Below are 22,478 nucleotides of genomic sequence, written 5' to 3' on the forward strand. Positions count from 1 at the left end.
CACCAATGTAAGGTATGTAAATAGATACTCTAAATGCTATATTAGGCAAGCCGACAACGTATTACAATCATTAATTACAGTTTATTCTATAGCTGTATTAGCTATTTAGAATCTTGCCGTTGTTAATTAAACCTTATCTAAACTCATACCTAAATAAGGTTTAATACTCTCATCACAAACTCAGATACCCCACCCTAGTTAACAACATTTGCTTCGTTTACCTAAGATAGCTTTACACTTTGTTCGCGTAATTGCTCTACTTCATCCCGCAGGCTTGCTGCTTTCTCAAACTCTAATTCGCGAGCCGCAGTAAACATTTGTTTCTCTAATTCAGCAATTTTCGCCATTAATTCAGTGGCCGTCATTGCCTTATAAGTTTTGTTAGCTTCAGCAATTTTCCGTAACTTAACTTTGCCCCCCACATCAACAGAGTTCCCCTCACCTAAATCCATAATGTCGGTAATAGGTTTGTTTAACTGGGTAGGTTGAATGCCGTTGTCTAAATTATGTTGATGTTGCTTTTCACGACGACGTTCGGTTTCTTTCATTGCTCTTTCCATGGAGCCGGTAATGCGGTCAGCGTAAAGTATGGCTTTACCATTTACGTTTCGTGCTGCCCGTCCCATAGACTGAATTAGCGAGCGATCAGAACGTAAAAAGCCTTCTTTATCGGCGTCTAAAATAGCCACTAAAGACACTTCTGGCATATCTAAACCTTCACGAAGCAGGTTAATTCCTACCAAAACATCAAACTTACCCAATCGCAAATCACGAATAATTTCAATCCGCTCAACGGTATCGATGTCTGAATGCAGATAACGCACTCGAATACCATGTTCATCCAAATAATCGGTGAGATCTTCAGCCATACGTTTAGTCAAGGTGGTGACTAACACTCTTTCGTTTTTCGCCACACGTAAATTTATTTCTGACATCACATCATCAACTTGAGTGGCAACGGGCCTCACTTCCACTTCAGGATCAAGCAAACCTGTAGGCCTGACAACTTGTTCAATTATATCGTCACCGGATTTCTCTAATTCATATTTACCCGGAGTCGCAGACACATATATGGTTTGTGGCGAGATCTGTTCAAACTCATCAAATTTTAATGGTCGATTATCCAGTGCTGAGGGCAACCTAAAACCAAATTCAACTAAAGTTTCTTTACGCGAACGATCGCCTTTATACATAGCGCCTATTTGTGAAACCGTGACGTGAGATTCGTCTACAAACAACAATCCATCAGCAGGGAAATAGTCCAACAATGTTGGTGGTGGCTCACCGGGTGCTCTGCCTGATAAATAGCGAGAGTAGTTTTCAATACCAGAGCAATACCCTAGCTCTTGCATCATTTCCATATCAAACTGAGTTCGCTGCACAATGCGCTGTTCTTCCACTAATTTGTGAACAGACTTAAGCTGTTCTCTGCGTTCTTTCAACTCATCTTTGATATGACCAATGGCTTCTAAAATCTTTTCTCTGGGCGTAACGTAATGAGTTTTTGGAAATACCGTAGCGCGGGTAACCGTTTGCTCAACACTCCCGGTTAAAGGGTCGAATAACCGAATGGCATCAATTTCTTCGTCAAACAGCTCAACTCTGATGCCTTGCTTCTCAGAGTCGGCTGGAAAAATATCAATAACATCACCACGCACTCGGAAAGTACCGCGTTCGAAAGACACATCATTGCGGCTATATTGTAACTCTGCTAAACGTCGCAAAATTGCCCTTTGATCCATCAGATCCCCTTGGCGCAAATGCAGTAACATTTTCATGTACGACTCAGGATCACCTAAACCATAAATAGCCGAAACACTTGAAACAATAATAACATCACGACGTTCCATCAAAGATTTGGTAGCCGACAAACGCATTTGTTCAATATGATCATTTATGGAAGAATCTTTTTCGATGAAAGTATCAGTGCTGGGGACATACGCTTCGGGCTGATAATAGTCGTAATAAGATACAAAGTACTCAACCGCGTTATTCGGGAAAAACTCTTTCATTTCCCCATACAATTGAGCTGCAAGGGTTTTGTTATGGGCAAGTATTAAAGTCGGTCTTTGTACTTGTGAAACAATATTCGCCATTGTAAAGGTTTTGCCTGAGCCCGTTACCCCTAACAATGTTTGATTTGCTAATCCGCTTTCCAAACCATCCACTAATTTTTCAATAGCTTGGGGCTGGTCACCAGCAGGTTGATAGTGTGAAGATAAATCAAATGGTCGACTCAATATCTTTTTCCTTACTTAAATGATGCAAATTGGCAATTATTTTAAGCTAATAAAATACTTATGCTGGTTGATGCTGAATATTGGTGCTTTTTTTAAACCAAACATAAGCCACTATTGCAGTACAAAGGTTTGCCACTATGATGCCAAAAAACATTCCATGAATATCCAACAACCTACTTCCCACGTAAGCCAAAGGCACAAAAAACAAAAATAACCGAACCACGCTCAATAGCAATGCTGAGATTGGCTGATGCATCGCATTAAATGAAGAGTTTGTAAGTATAACTACCCCCTGCAATCCATAACCAAGTGGAACTATATATAAAAATAAAACAATCAGATCTGCAACTTGTTGCTCTTCAGCAAACAACGATGCGATATAAGGGGCAACAGCACACAGTATCAGGTAAACAATGAACTGAATAACTAGTACCGATTTCACCGAGATCGCGTAACTAGTTGTAACTCGAGTGAGTTTATTAGCCCCGAAATTTTGACTGATAAATGGCGGCAACGACATGGAAAGAGCTAAAACTAAAATACTGGCAATCGACTCTAAACGACTACCAACTCCCCACGCTGCAACTGCGCCCGGCCCATAAACCGAAACAATTTTGGTTATAACACCACCGGCAATGGGCGTTAACATGTTGGCTCCTGCTGCGGGCAAGCCTATTCGCAAAATTCCGCCACTGGTAAGTCTTAATTCGTTAAACGTCAGTAAACGAGGAAGCATTAACTTTCGTTTTATCGCCAGCAAATACAATATATAAAGAAGCCCTATTCCCCAAGAAATAGCAGTAGCTAGCGCTGCACCTTTAATACCTAAGGCAGGAACGGGTCCCCAACCAAAAATTAAAATAGGATCTAAAATAACGTTAATGATGCCCCCCACAGTCATAACAATGCTGGGGGTTTTGGTATCGCCCGCCGCCCGCAAGACACTATTTCCCACCATAGGAACAGCTAAAAATATTGCTGCTGCGTACCACAACACCATGTAGTCATGGATAAAAGGGAGCAGTTCGTCGGTGGCGCCCATTGAACGAAAAATTGGATCAATCGCTAAATACCCAACAAAAGCCAAAATGCCGACTAAAATAAAAGACAGCATCAATGCGCCAGTAGCAAACTCTTTTGCTAAATGGGTCTCACCTGAACCTAAAGAGCGACCAATTATGGCTGAAGTCCCAATACCTAAACCAATATTCAAACTAATAATGGTAAAAGTAACTGGGAACGTGAAACTAATTGCGGCCAGTTCTTCAGTACCTAACATACTAACAAAGAATGTATCTGCTAAACCAAATGTCATTAGCATTATCATTGCTAAGATCATCGGCATTGTCATTTTTTGAAGAGTTTCGAAAATAGGGCCATTTAGCAAATCATTGTTACGGCTTGTTGCTTTGGGCTCGTTCACTGTACTTGTACTCATTAAGGCTAATCGGCAAATTAAAAGACACAGCAATAATTAACTATGTCACCTGTATATTGAACTATGTTTGGAATGTATTTACGCCGCGAAAACAGCCGATCAATTATATGACAGACAGATTTCCGAATATATGCCTATTTAAAGTAATTTAACTGTTTATCTCGCCTTTCAGCGATTAAAACGAATTTTCGACAAATATTTTTGGTGTTTATTAAACATCTAAAAATGTTAACAAAATGTCAATTTTCAACATCTTAGTAAACAGTTTTAATCTGGCCAACAAAAATACACACAGGAAAACAAAGATCAGGTAACTTTATGTTCCACCTTGGTGCAATTTACAATAAAAAAGTTGTAAGAATTTGATTTTTATCAATAATTATTTTTTTATGGAAAATATCAAATGCTATATTGACTTCTATAAACAAATTATGATCTGTAATCTCTAACTGTTATACACAAACTTATCCACAGGAATAGTGGATAACTGTACTCACACCAATAAAGCCGCCATGTTACAGTAATGTGACTAAAAATTAGGTAAGTCAACACTAACCTGAGGGGCTGTAATTTTATGTTTCAGAATTATTAAACACTGTTATAAAATACAGTGATCAACTAAATCTTTATAACAAAAAAGAATAGTAAGTTGTGTTTATCGTAATTAGTACACAAATAAACGTTGGCACTTTTATTGCTGATTTATTGTTCACTGGGCGCCCACTTTGCGCTTCCATCTGTTCATTAAACAAACAGAATAGTTGCTATTTTGTTACGCCTTTTTAGGCCGCTTTCAACTAGCCAAAATAACTTTCGGTAGATTAGTTAACTAAACCTGCAAAATAAACTTTCAGAAATAAGTATCTCAGCACTCATTTCCCCTTCTTATAGAAATGGTCTTGCTTTCTTATTACTAATAAAAATTCGTTTTTATAATCTTTTCATTTTTTCGAAAATCGAGGTTGGAATAATAAAATTCCGTCAATTAGTAAAAATTAGGTGTTTTTCCATCAAAAATAGCTGCTTATTCAACCAATTTAAATTAAAGCCTAAAAAACTAAGATATTGTATTGACAGAACGGTTGATGCTCATTAATATTCGCCTCCGTTGAAATCAGGTCCCCCTTAGCTCAGTTGGTTAGAGCGACGGACTGTTAATCCGCAGGTCCCCCGTTCGAGTCGGGGAGGGGGAGCCAACTTCAACGATACAATTTGATTCCCCCTTAGCTCAGTTGGTTAGAGCGACGGACTGTTAATCCGCAGGTCCCCCGTTCGAGTCGGGGAGGGGGAGCCAAATCTCCTAGCTCTATCTCTCAGTGTCATTTTAAGTAGCAAATAGGCTAAATTTTAGCCAACATAACCTTATAAATATCAAGTTGTTAATCGGTCTGTAAACAGAGATAATAGACACTGTTTGCATCATCGTTAGGCGATACACATATCAAATGAGTGAATTTTTAGTTTTATTAGTAGGCACAGTACTGGTAAATAACTTTGTTTTAGTCCAATTTTTGGGGCTATGCCCGTTTATGGGCGTGTCTAATCGTTTAGAAACCGCGATCGGCATGTCTATGGCCACTACCTTTGTTCTCACTCTAGCCTCTTTAACCAGTTATTTAGTCGAACATTATGTTCTGCAACCGCTGGGAATGGGCTACTTACGTACCCTAAGCTTTATTCTGGTTATTGCCGTAGTCGTGCAATTCACCGAAATGGTTGTGCACAAAACCAGTCCCACGTTATATCGTTTGCTCGGTATCTTCTTACCCCTGATTACCACCAATTGCGCGGTTTTAGGTGTGGCACTGTTAAACGTCAATCAAGATCATAACTTTGTTGAGTCGGTTATATATGGTTTTGGGGCCGCTGTTGGGTTTTCTCTAGTATTGATTCTGTTTTCAGCCATGCGAGAACGCTTAGCTGCCGCAAATGTCCCCTCCCCCTTTAAAGGCGCTTCCATTGCAATGATTACCGCAGGCTTAATGTCAATGGCATTTATGGGCTTTACTGGATTGGTGAAGTTTTAATGACCCTAGCACTTGCACTTATCGTAATTGGGATCATGGCGCTAATTTTTGGTGCCATCTTAGGTTACGCTGCCATTCGCTTTCGGGTAGAAAGCGATCCCTTAGTGGAACAAATCGATGCCCTGCTACCACAAACCCAGTGCGGTCAATGTGGTTTCCCTGGCTGCCGCCCGTATGCAGAGTCCATTGCCAATGGTGACGACATTAATAAATGTCCGCCAGGCGGTGACGCAACGATCAAACAGTTGGCAGAGCTAATGGGAGTGGAAGCTAAACCTTTAGATGCTGCCCACGGACAAGAAGACGTTAAAAAAGTCGCCTTTATTCGCGAAGATGAATGCATTGGTTGCACTAAGTGCATTCAAGCGTGCCCAGTCGATGCGATCATTGGTGCTGCAAAGCAAATGCACACGGTTATCCAAGACGAATGTACTGGCTGTGATTTATGTGTCGACCCCTGCCCTGTTGATTGTATCGACATGATTCCCATAGAACAGAATACTTCTTCGTGGCGATGGCAGCTCGATGCTATTCCCGTAAAACAAGTCAATTGAGGAAGTCGAAATTGTATTCTGATTATGACCACATTTTACAACGATTAAATCAAGGCCGATTATGGGACTTCCATGGTGGCGTGCATCCACCACAACTCAAGTCGCTTTCAAATAAAAAAGCCATTGAAACTATCACCATGCCTAAAACCCTACATGTTATGGCCAAACAGCATATAGGGGTAGAAGGAAGCTTATTAGTCAAAGAAGGTGACAGAGTCCTTAAAGGGCAGCCCTTAACTCACAGCACCAACCCCTTTTCTGTCCCCGTACATGCGCCTACATCAGGTTATGTACGTCATATTGGACCTCATGTATCAGCTCACCCTTCGGGCTTGCCAGAGCTTGCCGTAGAAATCAGCACAGATGAATTCGAAACTTGGGCGCCCCTAGAGCCTATTTTAGATTATCAACAAAAGCCCAAGTCAAAAATTGTTGAAGCTATTTGTAATGCCGGCATTAGCGGTATGGGCGGCGCCGGCTTTCCAACTCACATAAAATCTTCGCCAAAGAAGAATGTGGAGTTTTTGATTATCAATGGCGTGGAGTGTGAACCTTATATCACCTCTGATGATCGTTTAATGCGCGAACATGCTTGGCAAATTCGCCAAGGTATCGATATTTTGGTGCATTTGTTATCTCCCAAACTGGTGATTATTGCCATAGAAGACAACAAACCAGAAGCCATTGAGGCCATGCAAGTTGCCTGTCAGGAAAATGCAAAGTACAGAGTTGTTTCCATTCCCACCAAATATCCTGCTGGCGGTGAAAAACAACTGATTCAAATTTTAACCAATCGTGAAGTGCCCGGAAATGGATTACCCATCGACGTAGGTGTTATTATGCAAAATGTCGGCACCTGTTTTGCCATTGCTGACGCTATTTTCACCGGCACTCCCCTTATTCGACGAGTAGTGACCTTAACCGGTCAAGCATTTAAACGGCCACAGAACGTTTGGGCCCCTATAGGCACTCCCCTTTCACACTTATTGGAAGTGGGACATTACAAAGCCCATAAACAACGGGATAGAAAACTCATCATGGGTGGCCCTATGATGGGCTTTGAAACCATCAATGATGACGTACCTGTAGTTAAAATAACCAATTGCATATTGGCCCCATCTGCCAGTGAAATTCAAGCGCCTAGTGCTGAACAACCCTGTATTCGTTGCAGTGCCTGTGCTGATGCGTGCCCAGCTAGTTTGTTGCCACAACAGTTGTTCTGGCACAGCCAAGCTAAAGAATATGAAAAGGCCCAAGAGCAAAACCTGTTTGATTGTATTGAATGTGGCGCATGCGCTTATGTTTGCCCTAGTGAGATTCCGCTGGTCCACTATTATCGTGTTGCCAAAGCCGATATCCGTACCCAAGAGCAGGAAAAAGCGCAAGCAGATAAAGCAAGATTACGATTCGAAGCACGCAAAGAACGTTTAGAAAGAGAACAAAAAGAGCGCGAAGAAAAACATGCTAAAGCGGCAGCAGCGCGCAAAAAAGCCATGAGCGAAAAAGGCAATGATGCTAAAGATAAAATAGCCGCAGCCTTGGCCCGAGCGAAAGCTAAAAAACAAGGGAATACGGCGGCACCTACCTCTCAAGAGTCTGCACAACCATCAAATGCAAGTGTTGATTCCCCACAAGCGCAACAAATAAACAGTGACAGCAAGCAGACAGAGACGAGCAAACAAGACAAAGTCGCTGCTGCAATTGCCCGTGCTAAAGCCAAACGTGCCGCGGCCAAAGAAGCCGCAACCAAAGAGACTAGCGAAACAGCTAAACCTGAGCAGGCTGCAGCTACGGCAACCTCTAAAACAGATAACAGCGCTGTCGATGATAAATCCGACTCTGATAAGTCTAACTCTGATAAGACTGCCACTGAAACACCACCAGCAAAGGTGCAATCAAGCAAACAAGAAAAAGTGTCTATTGCCATCGCAAAAGCGAAAGCCAAGCGGGAAGCTATTAAAAAGGCGCAACAGAGCCAATCCGCTGACTCTGAGAATGCTGAAAGTGCACAAACAGATAAGCCGCAAGTTGATACTCAGCCAAATGAAAATAAGCCGGGTGAAAACCAGCCCGTTGACAGTAAACAAGAGCAACCACAAACAGACGGGTCATCCGAAGAAAAACCTGATCCCACAGCAAAACAAAAAGCCATAGCCGCGGCAATTGCCAAAGCAAAGGCGAAAAAATTAGCTAAAGCCAATGCCAGCGAAAATGAATCGGCGAAAACCCAGTCTTCAACGGAGCAAGATAACAAAGCTCCTGAAACGGCTAGCAAAAAAGCGCCAACGGGTCAGCAAGGTGAGAAATTAACCGCTGCACAAATTCGCAAACAAAAAGTAGAAGCAGCAGTGGCAAAAGCACGCGAACAAAATCGTATTGCAAAATTAAAGCGCGCCGAAAAAGCCGCCAAAAAATCGTCTAGCTCCGCAGCAGACAAGGATGAAAATTAATCAGCCATGAGTTTTAAATTCGCCAGCTCGCCCCATCAAAGAGTGAAACGTACTACTGGTCAGGTAATGCGACTTGTTATGTATGCAGGAATTCCTGGTTTAGCAGTACAAACTTGGTTTTTCGGCTGGGGTGCATTGATTCATTTTTTGATCGCCAGCATTACCATCATTGTCACTGAAGCAGCCATTCTTGAAATGCGTAAAAAGAATTTTGAGGTAGCGATAAAAGATTGCAGTGCATTGGTTACCGCTTTTTTAATTGCCGTGAGTATTCCGCCATTCGCGCCTTGGTGGATCACCGTGATCGGCAGTATTTTTGCCATCGCCATTGTCAAACAATTATACGGCGGCTTAGGATTCAATTTATTTAACCCTGCAATGGCCGCTTATGTGATGCTGCTCATTTCATTTCCAGTGCAAATGTCAACATGGGCAATCCCACAAGCATTAAGTCAATTCCCCCAATCATTCAGCGATTCATTTAGTATTATTTTTAGCGGCTTTAGCGCCGACGGTTACAGTATTGAGCAGCTGCGAACCCATGTAGATGGTTATACTATGGCCACTCCCCTTGATGCGCTGAAAACATCAATATCCCAGGGCTTAACCGTACAGGAAAGTATGCAAACCTCGGTATTTAATAATGGCTTAGGAGTTGGCTGGTTTTGGGTGAACTTTGCTTATCTGTTGGGCGGATTATTGTTATTAAAGTTAAACGTGATTAAATGGCATATTCCCGTTGGCATGATTGCTGGCATTAGCATTTTATCACTGATGATGTACTTGGTGGATGACGGGATTTACGCCAGCCCTATGTTTCATCTCTTTAGTGGTGGCTTTATGTTGGGTGTGTTCTTTATTGCCACCGATCCCGTATCTGCTACCACCACGAACAAAGGTCGAATTATTTTTGGTTTAGGCATAGGCGCTTGGGTATACATTATCCGAACCTGGGGTGGATATCCCGATGCAATCGCATTTGCCGTGTTAATTATGAACATGGGTGTACCACTGATAGATTATTACACTAGACCACGGACTTACGGCCATCGCACAGAACACAAAAATGTGATTAAAGTGAAACAAATTGATGAGGACTAGTTAATGAAACAAAGTATCGTTAGCAATGGTCTCAAACTTACCGCTTTTGCTATAGTAACAACGGCGATCATAGCCATTACTTTTGCAATGACTGAAGATCAAATTTCTGAGCAGAAAATACAGAAACGCTTGGCTATTTTAAACGCCATTATTCCGCAATCGTTATACGACAATGATATTCAGCATGATTGTACACAGGTCGTGGATACCGAATATCTAGGCTCAAAGGATCCCCACACTGTATATCTTGCCCGAATCAATAATCAGCCTTCGGCAGTGGCAATTGAAACAACAGCGCCCGATGGCTACAGCGGTAAAATTGAGTTAATAGTGGGCATTAATATGCAATCGGAAGTCACTGGTGTGCGTGTTTTAGATCACAAAGAAACCCCAGGTTTGGGTGATAAAATCGATATGCGTATTACCGACTGGATAACGTCATTTACAGGTAAATCGGTGACCGAAAATAATCAAAAAGATTGGCAGGTTAAGAAAGATGGCGGTCAGTTTGATCAGTTTACTGGCGCAACTATCACCCCAAGAGCGGTGGTTAAAAGCGTAAAAAATACCGTGTTATATTTTCAACAGCATCAACAGACTCTTTTTAACGCAGCAAACAGCTGTGAGGTTGAAAATGAACAGTCAAATCGTGCTGAGGTAGAATAAAATGAATCAATTTAAAGAACTCAGTTGGCAGGGTTTATGGAAAAACAATCCAGCTATAGTGCAACTGCTTGGGTTATGTCCGCTGCTAGCGGTGACCATGACAGTCATCAATGGATTAGGTTTGGGTCTGGCCACAACGTTGGTGTTAATAGGTTCAAATTGCACGGTATCCTTAGTACGTAATCTAGTCCCAAATGAAATACGGATCCCTGTTTTTGTCATGGTAATTGCCGGTTTTGTGACCGTGATACAGTTGTTAATGAATGCTTATACATTCCGACTTTATGAAGCCCTAGGCATCTTTATTCCGCTAATAGTAACCAACTGCGCCATTATTGGTCGTGCAGAAGCTTATGCATCGAAAAACCCTGTAGGTCATGCCGCTTTTGATGGTTTGATGATGGGACTTGGTTTCACCCTAGTGTTACTTATTTTGGGTGGAATGCGTGAACTTTTAGGGTATGGGACCTTATTCTCTGGGGCAAATTTACTCTTTGGTGAATGGGCAAGCGTATTAAAAATAACGGTCTTTGAAACGGATAGCCCTTTCTTGTTAGCAATACTGCCCCCTGGCGCGTTCTTGGGCATGGGACTGCTTATCGCCGTTAAAAATGCGTTAGATAAACGAGTAGAATCTTGGGTGGTAACACCAGAACAGGATAAAGTGGTACAGCGCGCCAGAGTAACGGCGGAAAGTTAAGGTAGTAGCTCTAATGAATAATCAAAAACGTCGAGAAATATTGACACGATTACGGGCAGAAAATCCCGAACCCACTACAGAATTAAATTACTCCACCCCCTTTGAATTATTGATAGCCGTATTGTTATCGGCTCAAGCCACAGATGTGGGTGTTAATAAAGCCACAGCCAAACTTTACCCTGTGGCCAATACACCACAAGCCATATTAGATTTAGGCTTAGACGGGCTTAAATCTTATATCAAAACCATAGGCTTGTTTAATACCAAAGCCGTCAACACCATGAAAACCTGTCAAATGTTGGTGGACTTACACGGCGGTGAAGTGCCCGAAAACCGTGAAGCCTTAGAAGCCCTACCCGGCGTTGGACGCAAAACCGCTAACGTAGTGCTCAACACTGCCTTCGGCTGGCCCACCATTGCCGTAGACACCCACATATTTCGTGTTTCCAACCGCACTAAGCTCGCCATGGGTAAAAATGTCGATCAAGTAGAACAGAAACTACTTAAAGTGGTACCGGCTGAATTTAAAGTGGACGTGCACCATTGGTTAATATTACATGGCAGATATATTTGTGTGGCACGCAAACCTCGCTGTGGCGCTTGCGTTATTGAAGACTTGTGTGAGTTTAAAGATAAAACAGAGTAAGTGATAAAATATCTCTAATATTAAGTAAGTTGCTTTGCCTAAACAAATGTAACTAATCCGATATGAAATATTATTAATATCACTCATTAATGCTTAAACATTCCTTTTTGCAAAAAGTGAATAGTTTGCTGGGCAACTTCTAGGTTATAACGCATCATAGAATGACTCACGTCAATGGTAATGAAATCACTCATGGTATCTAGTTTGGTTGACTCCACCGATACTAATCCATCATTTGGGCCTGTAAAGTTTGCATTGGTTAGGCCAAATGATTTGGTACCAGCAATTACCCCGACATTCACATCTAAAGCATTCAAGTTGTTGCCTAAGCTGCGAGTCCCAGTAACCAATGCGCGACTTATGCCGCCGCCAATATCCATTAACCACGAGTCACTCAAGTGATCGGCCAACTCACTTCCTTTGTTGGGGGTGCCAATGAGTACAACTTCGCCAATTCTAGCTTTTTGTAACTTGTGAGTTTTATTTTGTAGGTAAGCTCTAATAACCAATCCGCCAAGTGAGTGCCCCACAAAATGCACCTTTGGGGCGTTTAAAATACATGCGTCGATTTGGGTGCTTGTCTCCGTTAATACCTCAGCAACACTTACACCGATACTCTGATAATCCAAACTACAGACTTTATAGCCAGCATCTTTTAATCGTTTTGCAAAACGCCACATTGCCCAGTCGCTTCTCCCTAACCCATGAGCTAGTACTACAAGCTCATCATCTGCTTTGTAGGTAGGTAAGCTTTCAGTAGAGTTGGCACAGCCAGCTAATTGCAGGCTTAGAAAAAATAGAATGCTGGTAACTATGCTCTTTGTCATTATTGGTTTTGATTTTAGTTTTAGTTTTAGTTTTAGTTTTAGTTTTAGTTTTAGTTTTAGTTTTAGTTTTAGTTTTAGTTTTAGTTTTAGTTTTAGTTTTAGTTTTTCACGCATCTTACAGAAAACATATAATTCTTGTTTAGCTTTTCTCGACGAATTTCACCTTTGTGTGTATTCCACCAAGAATAAGCAAGGGTTCTGGCGTAGGCTTGTTTTTCAGTGGCAGAGCTGCCGGTCCAAAATTCTGTATACATACCTTGTGTCAGATACCAATTGCCAATTTTGACACCCGCTGGGCTAGCTGAGAATTGATATTTGTTTACCTGTGACTGATCAAAACCTTTAAAAATTGTGTCTGGTTGCTCGGCTTTAAGTGTAATGGCAATATCATTGTCACCTCTCCAGCCGAGTGTATCTAGTTCAGACTCAGATATACCAATACTTCTTTCTAAGGCTTTCCAATCATCATCTGATGCTATTCGCCAGCCAACTGGGCAAATGTTTCGCTCATCCACAACATCGTGCCAATCGTAAAGTCGGCCATGTTTTAATAGATTTTCTTCTTTATCATTGGGAATAAAGCCAGTATTAATCTTAGTTCCGTCTTGATACTTAGTGACTCTTAAGTTTTCAGCTAACCAGATTTGCTCGCCAATTTTCACTGTGCGATAAGTGTTACCGTCAATGTCTTGAACTGTTTCTTGGTTAGCGTTTTGACTAACGTCTTGTGCGCTACTCTTAAGGTTATTTTCGTCATTAGCTGATGACGTTACAGGAGTTAACATACTTATCCCCAAAATAAAGATTACTGCTTTCATAACTTTAGCCCAACATAGTAGATTGAATTAGAAGGGCCAATAAATAGATGTTTCTCTTTCAGATAGCGCCCATAACTTGGTTAATACGTCCTTGTTTAATACAAATGACTCAAGTTTGCCTTCTCCTACTGGGCCTCCGAAATTCATAAACCCAGTTGGGCCGTAATACGCACGCTCCTTTAAGCTATCTTCGGTTGCACACATCACTTCTGGGTAAGCGCCTTTTTCTGCAGATTGCGCAATGCCTATCTTTACCATAAATGCCCAAGATATTCTGGTCATAAAGCTGGCGCTTTCTCTGATCAGGGAGGTGTTAGATGCTCCCGGGTGACAAACGTAAACTTTGACATTTTTACCTGCTGCTTTGACCTTATCTTGTAATTCATAAGCAAACATCATTTGGGCAAGTTTACTTTGGCTATACACTTTATTTGGATGATAATTTTTATCCCAATTCATATCGTCAAACTGAATGCCTCTTATCCCCATTTTATGGCCTTCACTCGACACCACCACAATTCTGCCCTGTGATGCTTCGATGCGATCAAAAAGTAAACCGCACAATAAGAAATGGCCGTAATGATTAACCCCTAGTTGGCTTTCAAATCCATCTACTGTTAATTGCTGGGTTGAGATCTGTGCGATAGCGCCGTTACACATAAGTGCATCAATTTTAGGGACTTGCGCTAATACTTGTTTCGATGCTTGTCGAATTGAGGCTAGCTCTGCTAAATCCATCCGTATATAACTGACTGCGGCAGCATCACCAAATTCATTTTTAAGCTCTGCGATTGCAGCTTCTGATTTACTTGGGTTACGGTTCAACATTACTACGTTAGCGCCCTTAGACAACAAGATACGTGTGGCTTGAAAACCTGTTCCAGTATTGGCTCCAGTAATAACAAAGGTTTTGCTTGTAAGTGAGTCGATTCGTTCTGGGGTCCACCCATTCGGACCAAATTGATTTGTAGTAGTCATAAATCACCCTCAATATTAATTAAACCAGCAATGGCTAAAGCACTTACTGATTCAAAATTTAAATTATTTTATGAAGCTAATATAATCTCTTTGCTTAGGGCTAAATAGGCGGATTAATCTCTAAAAGTTGCCTATTTGTATCATCATGTTGATATTTGGTGCTCATCTAGTTAATTTGAAAATAATTTCATAGGAGTGAAGGCAATTCATATGAGTAAAGAGTTAATCAAACAGCTCATTGACACAAAAGCAGGCCAAAGTGGCATGATAGAAACCCGAATTAGTGGCGTGCAATTGTTTAAAATAACGGAGCCAATTCGCTGTGCTCCCGCACTATACGAACCATCCATTACGGCAATAGTCAGTGGTGGAAAAGAAGCCATTTGGAATGACAATAAACATTACTATGATAAAAATAAATATATTTGCTGCACTATGTCTATGCCGATAGAGGCCGGTACTCCAGAAGCTTCTCCTGACAACCCTCTTATGGGTGTGTACATATCTTTAAATACTAGAGTGATGACTGAGTTAGCCATTGAATTGGAAAGTGCTACAGGCGTGACATACAAAGTCAAAGAGTCTGTACATCCGCAAGGCATATCCACAGCTAATTGGGATGAAGCGTTCACTGACGCTTTATATCGGCTAATAATGCTAGAAAAAAGTCCTACCGATATAGCAATACTTGGTAGTAGCCGTATACGAGAGCTTTACTATGCAATATTAAAAGGAGATTCAGGTTACGCGGTCAGACGCTCATTTGGGGTAGGAAACGAAATTGCTCGTTCGATTGAATTGCTGTCTTCTAACCTAAACGAGTCTGTAACAATCGAAAACCTAGCGCATCAGGTCGGTATGAGTCGCGCGGTGTTCCATCGTAAATTCAAACAAGCAACGAATATGTCACCTATCCAATTTGTCAAATCTATGAGACTTAACAACGCAGCCATGAAAATTGCTGAAGGGAGAAATGTTAATGTCGCAGCCATGGAAGTCGGCTATGTCAGTTCATCGCAATTTAGTCGAGATTTTAAAAGAATGTACGGTCAAGCTCCAAAGCAATGGAGCCAAACAATAGAAAGAAATAACAACAGGGTTTGAGTGTCGAATAAAATAATTTCATTCCCACGGTTTACTCTGAATGATTCAACTATGTCAATAAACTGGATACATTGAAGAAAGTCTCAAAATAGTACCAATATGTAGACCATTTTCCATCTACCTTACTTATCTTTTGGCTGGCCCACCATTGCCGTAGACACCCACATATTTCGCGTTTCCAACCGCACTAAGCTCGCCATGGGTGAAAATGTCGATCAAGTAGAACAGAAACTACTCAAAGTGGTACCGGCTAAATTTAAAGTGGATGTGCACCATTGGTTGATATTACATGGTAGATACATCTGCGTGGCACGCAAACCTCGCTGTGGCGCTTGTGTTATTGAAGATTTGTGTGCTAACAACGCAAAGCAAGAAAAATAAGGGCGGCATCCATCAGAGACTCCGTCACTTTATCAATTGCCAGATGGTTTCTTGACTTATTAAAGCCAGTCAATACCAGCAACATTGGGCAGCCAATTCCATCTTCCCTCATTTCAATTCTATCACTTTAAACATTTTGGAATGTTATTGCTTAAGGAACTCATGCTGTTTAATATATGAACAATATCAATACCAGTACATAGCAGTAAGTTAACATTAGACGAACGATTCAGTAGAATTAGATTCGGTCAAATAAACATTTATTCATACCGGTCTGCTTGTTTGTTCATAGAAAGCAATAAGAGGTTTTAAGTGAGGCATAAAAGCCGTGCAGAAACCTTCATAATAAGGACGCAACACTATGACAATTAATTTTACCTTTGTAAGCTTGCTGTTTGGTGTATTAATAGCATGTACCCCCAAACCAGCGTTGTCTGCTAACTCTGGATTTTTCGACATTATGGACTCGCCCATAGGCTCGGTTGATTTCCCTAATAGTTGCAACGCTACAGCGGCTCCCTTGGTAGAGCGTGCCGTAGCGCTGCTTCATCACATGATGTACGACGAAGCAAACTTTTTGTTCAGCAATGCACTTGTCGAAGACAAAAGCTGCGCTATCGCCTTGTGGGGTAAAGCAATGAGTAAGATCCACCCATTGTGGCCAGGAGGCCCGTCTACACAGGACTTACAAGATGGTGCAATTTTAACCGAAAAAGGCCTTAATATTGATGGTACCACTCAACGAGAAAAAGCTTATTTGATGACGACTCATGCCTACTTTATTGCTGGCAGCACCAAAAGGAACCGCCTTAAAAAATTTGAAGCGGCTTGGAAATCTCTTAGCGAACAGTTTCCACAAGACTACGAGGCACTTGCCTTTTACGCGTTATCGCTTCTAGCTACAGCTAATAAATCAGACCAAAGTTATGAACAAAATCAAGCCGCGGCAAAAATAGCAAAATTGGTACTGACTGCGAATCCACAACACCCTGGAGCACACCACTATATTATTCATGCCTACGACACGCCAAGCCTGGCTCATATGGCATCAGAAGTTGCTGATAATTATGGTAAAATAACACCGAAAGTTCCTCATGCAGCCCATATGTTGTCACACATCTATACACGCTTGGGTGAATGGACTAAATCAATTAAATGGAACAAGATGTCTTCAGAAACCGCTTGGGAAATGTGTGTATCGAGCGGTGTTATTAATTCCCATTACACTCACGCCCTCGATTACTTGGCATATGCATATTTGCAAAAAGGAGACGATGGCGCAGTAAAATCCATTATTGATAATTTGACGAATATTAAAGCGCCATATAACAAGACTAACCATGCTTCTGCCTATGCGTTTTCTGCTATCCCCGCGCGTTTTGTGGCAGAAAGACAAGACTGGGAATCAGCTACAAAACTACAACCCCAAATACCCTCAAATTTTCCTTGGGATGAATCCCATCGACCATATATTGCAATTACACATTTTGTGAAAGCAATAGGGTTTGCACGAACTAGCCAAGTTAAAAACGCACAAGAAGAGATCGCTGAACTGAACAAACTGCAAACACAAATTGCTAACGAGAGCGATTATTGGGCATTGCAAGTTACCATTCAAATGCGCGCTGCTGAAGCATGGATGCTCTACGCTCAAGGAAACAAGGAGCAAGGTTTGATCAAAATGTCAGAGGCAGCTTCCCTTGAACTATCAACACAAAAACACCCAATCACGCCCGGAGCGATAATCCCTGCAAGTGAACTTCTTGGAGATATGTTAATGCAAGAAGGTTTATATATTCAGGCTATTGATTCTTATGAAGCATCGTTAAATCGCAATCCAAAACGTTTGAATACAATGTTAGGTTTATTTTACGCGCACAAAGCACTTAGCAATACTGACGCTATTAACACTTATTATGAAGATATTAAGCATCAAGTAAATGATTCTGCTTATACGCGAAAAGCATTAATCAAATTGATCCCTACAATTGAGCTATGAGCTGAATAGGCATTTGCGAATTAAACATTTCTGTAAAATTGAAAGTGTCACCGAAAATCACATTCGACTATGATTCACCCGTGAAAAAGCATAGTGCTGATAGTGCAGAAAGCTCTCTACTTCCTTGTACTTCTGCTGGCCCACCATTGCCGTAGACACCCACATATTTCGCGTTTCCAACCGCACTAAGCTCGCCATGGGCAAAAATGTCGATGAAGTAGAACAGAAACTACTTAAAGTGGTACCTGCTGAATTTAAAGTGGACGTGCACCATTGGCTTATTCTTCACGGACGATACATCTGCGTGGCACGCAAACCTCGCTGTGGCGCTTGCGTTATTGAAGACTTGTGTGAGTTTAAAGATGAAGTGGATTAGTTAATCGTTTGCTTTTAAAGCGCTATGACTGCGTCTAACGTGGACTCTAATTTTCAATGGTAACTTTCAGCTGACCAATCACTCATCGTCATTTGATGAATTCAATTAGCTAAAATTAAAGTGCTAAACTGCCCTTGTTCGATAGGGTTTCCCCATCACCTGTATTAATCGCATTAGACACTTCTTGTTGTGCCTAACGCGACAAATTTAGTAAGAAAACATTTATTGTTTCAGCGTCTAAATTACGGTTTTGTAGGTTATACCGGATACCAAATCGCATCCTGCTTACGAATAAAAATCGCGTAAACTGCCAACCCTATAAATATCACTGCCGGTATTGCTGAAGGTACTTCATAAGTAATATGATAGTAAGCAGCACCGATCATTACTGGAATTAATCCAGTTGCTGCCAAAGCAGTCCACTTGCGCACAAACATCGCAATACCAGCGAGTAACTCAGCTAACCCAATAAAGTACCCAAACCACTCGGGCAACCCCATTTTTGCGAAACTATCATGTACCTCTGGTAAACCGGCTAGTTTGGCTCCACCAGCCAAAATCATTACCAAACCAAGTAGTACAAGAGGCACCCAACGTAACATTTTTTTCATCGCTTTCTCTCAAGATTATCAATTTCAGTACGCAGACTATAATTAATCATCTAATTAACATATATTGATATTATCTTATAAACTTGATTCATATTTTTTATCATGATTACAATAGAGCAATTAAAAGTCTTGCGAGCAATTGCAGAAGAAAAATCACTAAGGGCTGCGGCAAGTAAACTAAACAAAACACAACCCGCATTAAGCCATTCACTTAAACAGCTAGAAACACAACTCGGATTAGAATTATTCACAAGAGATAGCTATAGGTTGAGGTTAACTAACGCGGGTAAAACAACATTTCAAATGGCCCTTAAAGCCCTTCGAGAAGTATCGTTGATTGAACAATATGCAAATCACCTAAATCTAGGAAATGAAGCAAAAATTGTTATTGCTATAGAAGCAGCATTCCCGATTGAAGCGCTTTTTCCAGTATTTGAACAAATAAAAAATCAATTCCCTTCGACTCAACTTTCTATAACTCAGGAATATGTGACAGGTGCTTTACAACTTGTGGCGGAAGGTAAAGCGCAATTAGCCGTTACTGGCGCTCCAATTGATTACTTGGCCAAGTCTAGCGAACTTTTCGCAACACAGATCGCAGAAGGTGAATTGATTAACGTAGCAACACCACAGGTGCTAGAAAAATATCAGCCATTGGATTCAATAGAAGCTCTTGTCAATGAAAATCAGATAATAGTGAAAGACACAGGTAAAATAACACAAGACAATTATTTCAACACACAAACAGGACAACGGCGCTGGTACGTAAATAGCTTTGAAGCAAAACATAAACTCATATCCCATAGCCTAGGTTGGGGAATGTTGCCTAAGCACTTAATTTCAAGTCAATTAGCTTCGGGTGCCTTACTGGAAATTAAAGTCGCAGATAAAGACAGTTCAAGTACATTTCCATTGTATTTAATAAAAAACAAATCAAAAATGCTTGGCCCAGTTTCGAGTGAAATTTGGAATGTCTTATCAGAACTCAAGCTTTGAAACTAGAAAAGATCGTGAGTTGAACGGAAATAGAGAACGGCAATAAACGGAAATAGACACCCATAGCTTTCACGTTTCCAAACCCACTAAACTCGCCATGGGCAAAAATGTCGATCAAGTAGAACAGAAACTACTTAAAGTGGTACCGGCTGAATTTAAAGTGGACGTGCACCATTGGTTGACATTACATGGCAGATATATTTGTGTGGCACGCAAACTTCGCTGTGGCGCTTGTGTTATTGAAGACTTGTGTGATTTTAAAGATAAAACGGAATAGTTCTATGCCTCCAATGAGAAAAGTAGCAGTCATTGAAAACTTAGTGAGTCAAATACTGTTGTTATGATAAAGCGGTCGTTTGGTTAATTCAGGTCAATGGTTTACTTTGTGCCAATTGCAGATCTAAAAGTGTTAGTAGGCAAGCGACAACAATTAGCACAAAGCGGTTCGCCGGTAACTTCTCAATTGAAGGCTCAAATGAGCGAGAAAGGGACGCACAGAAAATTGTCTGTAAGTATGAAATCAGGTCAGTTTTCGACCCCAAGCAGGCTAAATAATTTGACTACATTGGCTGAAAAAATACGCTACTCCATTTAATTTGAACCTCCCCTTTTTATACTGAAGACTAACGAGTTATTTGTATACAATTTCGAAATGCTTGATGAAACAAAAGCGATAGATTTAATATAAAAACAAACAATGGATCAAAAAAATTGTCCGTTTATTTTACACTTTTACTATTTTCTTTTTGGGAACACTGGTAAGTAATTGCAAATTATCAATAATATATTATTGGCAAAATATTTGCTTTCTCAAAAGGGAGGAACCAATTAGGAGGCACTCGAAAAATGAAAAGTGTATTAATTAAATCATTAGGTGCGATTTTGTTTTTAATGGCTGGTGTTGCTAATGCTAGCATTATTTATAACATTGATCGTGTAGTTGGGAGCGGCTCAGTATCAGGGTTTATTGAAACAGATGGAACACTTGGTTTGCTAAGTAACACCAACATATTAAGCTGGGAAGTGTCAGTGTTTTCACCCGACGTAAATGGAGGGGTTGCTTCTGAAGCTTCTACTGGAGGTACAATATTCGGGGACAACGCTCTAATTGCGGACGCTAATGACCTGTTCTTTGATTTTGATCTGAATCAGAACTGGGGAATGTATACAGATTCCAGCAGCTGGTGGTGCTTAGCTGGTGGTCCCGGCGGCGACAATGGTTGTTTCGACAGTCCAGGAGAGTTGATCGGTTATTCAGATATAACTGGTAATGAAGCTGAATTCTCCAGTTTAACAGGACTAATTGCTATCACCTCAGAAAGTGTTACGGTGCCAGCTCCCACTACCTTGACTTTGTTCGCTTTTGCCTCGTTAATTTTAATGCGCAGAAAGAAAATTGTATAATTAAAGTCGAGTGTCTTTCGGTCACAGATATTGGCGAAGGGAAGAGTTTAATAAATTCATTTGTAACTAGGGGAGCTTTAGCTTCCCTTTTTTATAACAGTAAATTTGATACCAGAGTAGAATCGATGAGGTAGGTGAAGTTGATTTACTAAAACTTGTACGACTATAACTGGCACAAAGCTCGAAGAAAGAGCTGATAACCCGAACGTTTATTGCTTGCCTGAAACTGACAGCCGCTGATAATTAAATCAATGTCTGATTATCGCTCATTTAAACCATTGGCGCAGTCGTTACTGACGATCCGCTTTGTGCTAATTGTTATTGTTCGCCCACTGGCACTTGTAAATCAGCTATTGGCACAACGCAGAAACTCAGAGTAAACCGAAAACAGTCATCATTTTATCTTTTGGCTGGCCCACCATTACCGTAGACATTACCGTAGACACCCATAGCTTTCGCGTTTCTAAGCCCACTAAATTCGCCACGGGAAAAACTGTCTCCCTCAGAGGTGTTGAGAAGCAGTTGAAAAATGGCGACAATAGTCTAAAACTTTAGAGTCGTTTATGGTTAATAAAATAAATACAAATAAAGTCGATGATCCTGACTATGTTAACATCATTATAGAGTCTGGAAACATACAGAAAATCATCCATTTACTGTCATCAGTCGAGCACTTCTCAAATAGTGTAATTGCGGAAATGACTTGCGAGAAGTTTTTCGAACACCCCGATCCCTTCGTGCGTCTGGCTACTGTATCTGCCCTTGTCGATATAGCTGAAAAGAACGTACTGGCTTTTGAGATGTCAGCTAAAAACTTTTTTGACCAAGAGTTAATTAAAACCAGCAATGACAGTATTTTGAGCATAAATGAAAAGGAAGTTATAGCATTATATCAGCGCATGGAGATAGCGATGGAATGGTCATTTAATCATGCAAAGTTAAAAAAAGTAAATTGCGGTGAATTAACCCCTTGGGCTTATCTTTTACGAGATGAATTGGACACCTGCTCGCCAGAAAGATTATATGATCTTTCTCAGTATGATTGGGATTATTCAAAGTCTGAACACTGCGGACGAAGTGTAGATAATATCGACGGTATAGTAACGAAATACTGCTGTCCAAATTGCCAAACATCCTAAAAGTACAATATTTTCACGTATAT

Annotated in this window: 18 protein-coding genes, 2 tRNA genes and 3 pseudogenes; 17 read left to right on the forward strand and 6 right to left on the reverse strand. The window is 40.9% G+C overall.

Translation table 11 applies throughout. The features are described from left to right. Positions 1 to 221 precede the first annotated feature (221 nt). The gene (gene uvrB, locus ABJV04_RS16635) at positions 222 to 2,240 is read right to left on the reverse strand and encodes an excinuclease ABC subunit UvrB (protein WP_348492710.1); all 2,019 of its coding nucleotides are present in this window, start codon (positions 2,238 to 2,240) and stop codon (positions 222 to 224) included. A gap of 58 nt (positions 2,241 to 2,298) precedes the next feature. After that, positions 2,299 to 3,678, reverse strand: coding sequence for an MATE family efflux transporter (locus tag ABJV04_RS16640; protein ID WP_348492711.1), 1,380 nt, complete (start codon positions 3,676 to 3,678; stop codon positions 2,299 to 2,301). Positions 3,679 to 4,797: 1,119 nt separating this feature from the next. Between ABJV04_RS16640 and ABJV04_RS16645 the strand changes: the two genes are divergently transcribed. From ABJV04_RS16645 to nth, 9 genes are all read left to right on the forward strand, one after another. Then, positions 4,798 to 4,874: transfer RNA gene (locus ABJV04_RS16645), tRNA-Asn, on the forward strand. Positions 4,875 to 4,895: 21 nt separating this feature from the next. Then, positions 4,896 to 4,972 (forward strand) — tRNA-Asn (locus ABJV04_RS16650). A gap of 151 nt (positions 4,973 to 5,123) precedes the next feature. Further along, on the forward strand, positions 5,124 to 5,705 hold the full coding sequence (rsxA, locus tag ABJV04_RS16655; protein WP_303476321.1) for an electron transport complex subunit RsxA: 582 nt from the start codon (positions 5,124 to 5,126) through the stop codon (positions 5,703 to 5,705). Next, a complete protein-coding gene (gene rsxB / locus ABJV04_RS16660) occupies positions 5,705 to 6,259 on the forward strand; it encodes an electron transport complex subunit RsxB (RefSeq protein ID WP_348492712.1) in 555 nt (184 codons plus the stop codon). The genes rsxA and rsxB overlap by 1 nt, the downstream gene beginning before the upstream one ends. 11 nt (positions 6,260 to 6,270) lie before the next feature. Further along, positions 6,271 to 8,709, forward strand: a complete 2,439-nt coding sequence (gene rsxC / locus ABJV04_RS16665) for an electron transport complex subunit RsxC (protein WP_348492713.1) — start codon at positions 6,271 to 6,273, stop codon at positions 8,707 to 8,709. 6 nt (positions 8,710 to 8,715) lie between these two features. Next, on the forward strand, positions 8,716 to 9,810 hold the full coding sequence (gene rsxD, locus ABJV04_RS16670; RefSeq protein ID WP_348492714.1) for an electron transport complex subunit RsxD: 1,095 nt from the start codon (positions 8,716 to 8,718) through the stop codon (positions 9,808 to 9,810). Positions 9,811 to 9,813: 3 nt separating this feature from the next. Continuing rightward, positions 9,814 to 10,476, forward strand: a complete 663-nt coding sequence (gene rsxG, locus ABJV04_RS16675; RefSeq protein ID WP_348492715.1) for an electron transport complex subunit RsxG — start codon at positions 9,814 to 9,816, stop codon at positions 10,474 to 10,476. A gap of 1 nt (position 10,477) precedes the next feature. Beyond that, positions 10,478 to 11,176 carry an electron transport complex subunit E gene (locus tag ABJV04_RS16680; RefSeq protein WP_348492716.1) on the forward strand — a complete coding sequence of 233 codons (699 nt, stop codon included), beginning with the start codon at positions 10,478 to 10,480 and terminating at the stop codon, positions 11,174 to 11,176. Between the two features lie 13 nt (positions 11,177 to 11,189). Next, a complete protein-coding gene (gene nth, locus ABJV04_RS16685) occupies positions 11,190 to 11,822 on the forward strand; it encodes an endonuclease III (RefSeq protein WP_348492717.1) in 633 nt (210 codons plus the stop codon). A gap of 86 nt (positions 11,823 to 11,908) precedes the next feature. On the opposite strand, the gene ABJV04_RS16690 is transcribed toward nth, so the two are convergent. The 3 genes from ABJV04_RS16690 to ABJV04_RS16700 all read right to left on the reverse strand — a co-directional run bounded on the left by ABJV04_RS16690 (position 11,909) and on the right by ABJV04_RS16700 (position 14,445). Further along, positions 11,909 to 12,649 (reverse strand): alpha/beta fold hydrolase, encoded by a 741-nt coding sequence (locus ABJV04_RS16690; protein WP_348492718.1) that lies wholly within the window; start codon positions 12,647 to 12,649, stop codon positions 11,909 to 11,911. Between the two features lie 98 nt (positions 12,650 to 12,747). Next, entirely contained in the window at positions 12,748 to 13,467 is a 720-nt protein-coding gene (locus ABJV04_RS16695) for a fibrobacter succinogenes major paralogous domain-containing protein (RefSeq protein WP_348492719.1), read from the reverse strand. Between the two features lie 27 nt (positions 13,468 to 13,494). After that, positions 13,495 to 14,445, reverse strand: a complete 951-nt coding sequence (locus tag ABJV04_RS16700) for an SDR family oxidoreductase (protein WP_348492720.1) — start codon at positions 14,443 to 14,445, stop codon at positions 13,495 to 13,497. A 210-nt stretch (positions 14,446 to 14,655) separates the two neighbouring features. Between ABJV04_RS16700 and ABJV04_RS16705 the strand changes: the two genes are divergently transcribed. The 4 genes and pseudogenes from ABJV04_RS16705 to ABJV04_RS16720 all read left to right on the forward strand — a co-directional run. After that, positions 14,656 to 15,549, forward strand: coding sequence for an AraC family transcriptional regulator (locus ABJV04_RS16705; RefSeq protein ID WP_348492721.1), 894 nt, complete (start codon positions 14,656 to 14,658; stop codon positions 15,547 to 15,549). Between the two features lie 129 nt (positions 15,550 to 15,678). Then, a pseudogene (locus ABJV04_RS16710) lies at positions 15,679 to 15,930 on the forward strand (endonuclease III); the annotation flags it as partial. A gap of 361 nt (positions 15,931 to 16,291) precedes the next feature. Next, a complete protein-coding gene (locus ABJV04_RS16715) occupies positions 16,292 to 17,929 on the forward strand; it encodes a hypothetical protein (RefSeq protein WP_348492722.1) in 1,638 nt (545 codons plus the stop codon). A 136-nt stretch (positions 17,930 to 18,065) separates the two neighbouring features. Then, positions 18,066 to 18,305: pseudogene (locus ABJV04_RS16720) on the forward strand (endonuclease III); the annotation flags it as partial. A gap of 257 nt (positions 18,306 to 18,562) precedes the next feature. On the opposite strand, the gene ABJV04_RS16725 reads toward ABJV04_RS16720, so the two are convergent. Further along, positions 18,563 to 18,916, reverse strand: coding sequence for a DoxX family protein (locus ABJV04_RS16725; protein WP_348492724.1), 354 nt, complete (start codon positions 18,914 to 18,916; stop codon positions 18,563 to 18,565). Positions 18,917 to 19,018: 102 nt separating this feature from the next. Between ABJV04_RS16725 and ABJV04_RS16730 the strand changes: the two genes are divergently transcribed. From ABJV04_RS16730 to ABJV04_RS16745, 4 genes and pseudogenes are all read left to right on the forward strand, one after another. Then, the gene (locus ABJV04_RS16730) at positions 19,019 to 19,912 is read left to right on the forward strand and encodes a LysR family transcriptional regulator (protein ID WP_348492726.1); all 894 of its coding nucleotides are present in this window, start codon (positions 19,019 to 19,021) and stop codon (positions 19,910 to 19,912) included. 52 nt (positions 19,913 to 19,964) lie between these two features. After that, positions 19,965 to 20,189 (forward strand): annotated as a pseudogene (locus ABJV04_RS16735) (endonuclease III); the annotation flags it as partial. A 569-nt stretch (positions 20,190 to 20,758) separates the two neighbouring features. Continuing rightward, a complete protein-coding gene (locus tag ABJV04_RS16740; protein WP_348492728.1) occupies positions 20,759 to 21,316 on the forward strand; it encodes a hypothetical protein in 558 nt (185 codons plus the stop codon). Between the two features lie 563 nt (positions 21,317 to 21,879). Further along, entirely contained in the window at positions 21,880 to 22,455 is a 576-nt protein-coding gene (locus tag ABJV04_RS16745; protein ID WP_348492730.1) for a hypothetical protein, read from the forward strand. Positions 22,456 to 22,478 lie beyond the last annotated feature (23 nt).

Origin of the sequence: Aliiglaciecola sp., assembly GCF_039982535.1 — a bacterium.
Classification (GTDB): domain Bacteria; phylum Pseudomonadota; class Gammaproteobacteria; order Enterobacterales; family Alteromonadaceae; genus Aliiglaciecola.

Coding starts and splice junctions, on each gene's coding strand:
- ABJV04_RS16640 (WP_348492711.1), bottom strand. CDS start 3,678: ATGAGTACAAGTACAGTGAACGAGCCCAAAGCAACAAGCCGTAACAAT.
- rsxA (WP_303476321.1), top strand. CDS start 5,124: ATGAGTGAATTTTTAGTTTTATTAGTAGGCACAGTACTGGTAAATAAC.
- rsxB (WP_348492712.1), top strand. CDS start 5,705: ATGACCCTAGCACTTGCACTTATCGTAATTGGGATCATGGCGCTAATT.
- rsxD (WP_348492714.1), top strand. CDS start 8,716: ATGAGTTTTAAATTCGCCAGCTCGCCCCATCAAAGAGTGAAACGTACT.
- rsxG (WP_348492715.1), top strand. CDS start 9,814: ATGAAACAAAGTATCGTTAGCAATGGTCTCAAACTTACCGCTTTTGCT.
- ABJV04_RS16680 (WP_348492716.1), top strand. CDS start 10,478: ATGAATCAATTTAAAGAACTCAGTTGGCAGGGTTTATGGAAAAACAAT.
- nth (WP_348492717.1), top strand. CDS start 11,190: ATGAATAATCAAAAACGTCGAGAAATATTGACACGATTACGGGCAGAA.
- ABJV04_RS16690 (WP_348492718.1), bottom strand. CDS start 12,649: ATGACAAAGAGCATAGTTACCAGCATTCTATTTTTTCTAAGCCTGCAA.
- ABJV04_RS16695 (WP_348492719.1), bottom strand. CDS start 13,467: ATGAAAGCAGTAATCTTTATTTTGGGGATAAGTATGTTAACTCCTGTA.
- ABJV04_RS16700 (WP_348492720.1), bottom strand. CDS start 14,445: ATGACTACTACAAATCAATTTGGTCCGAATGGGTGGACCCCAGAACGA.
- ABJV04_RS16705 (WP_348492721.1), top strand. CDS start 14,656: ATGAGTAAAGAGTTAATCAAACAGCTCATTGACACAAAAGCAGGCCAA.
- ABJV04_RS16715 (WP_348492722.1), top strand. CDS start 16,292: ATGACAATTAATTTTACCTTTGTAAGCTTGCTGTTTGGTGTATTAATA.
- ABJV04_RS16725 (WP_348492724.1), bottom strand. CDS start 18,916: ATGAAAAAAATGTTACGTTGGGTGCCTCTTGTACTACTTGGTTTGGTA.
- ABJV04_RS16730 (WP_348492726.1), top strand. CDS start 19,019: ATGATTACAATAGAGCAATTAAAAGTCTTGCGAGCAATTGCAGAAGAA.
- ABJV04_RS16740 (WP_348492728.1), top strand. CDS start 20,759: ATGAAAAGTGTATTAATTAAATCATTAGGTGCGATTTTGTTTTTAATG.
- ABJV04_RS16745 (WP_348492730.1), top strand. CDS start 21,880: ATGGTTAATAAAATAAATACAAATAAAGTCGATGATCCTGACTATGTT.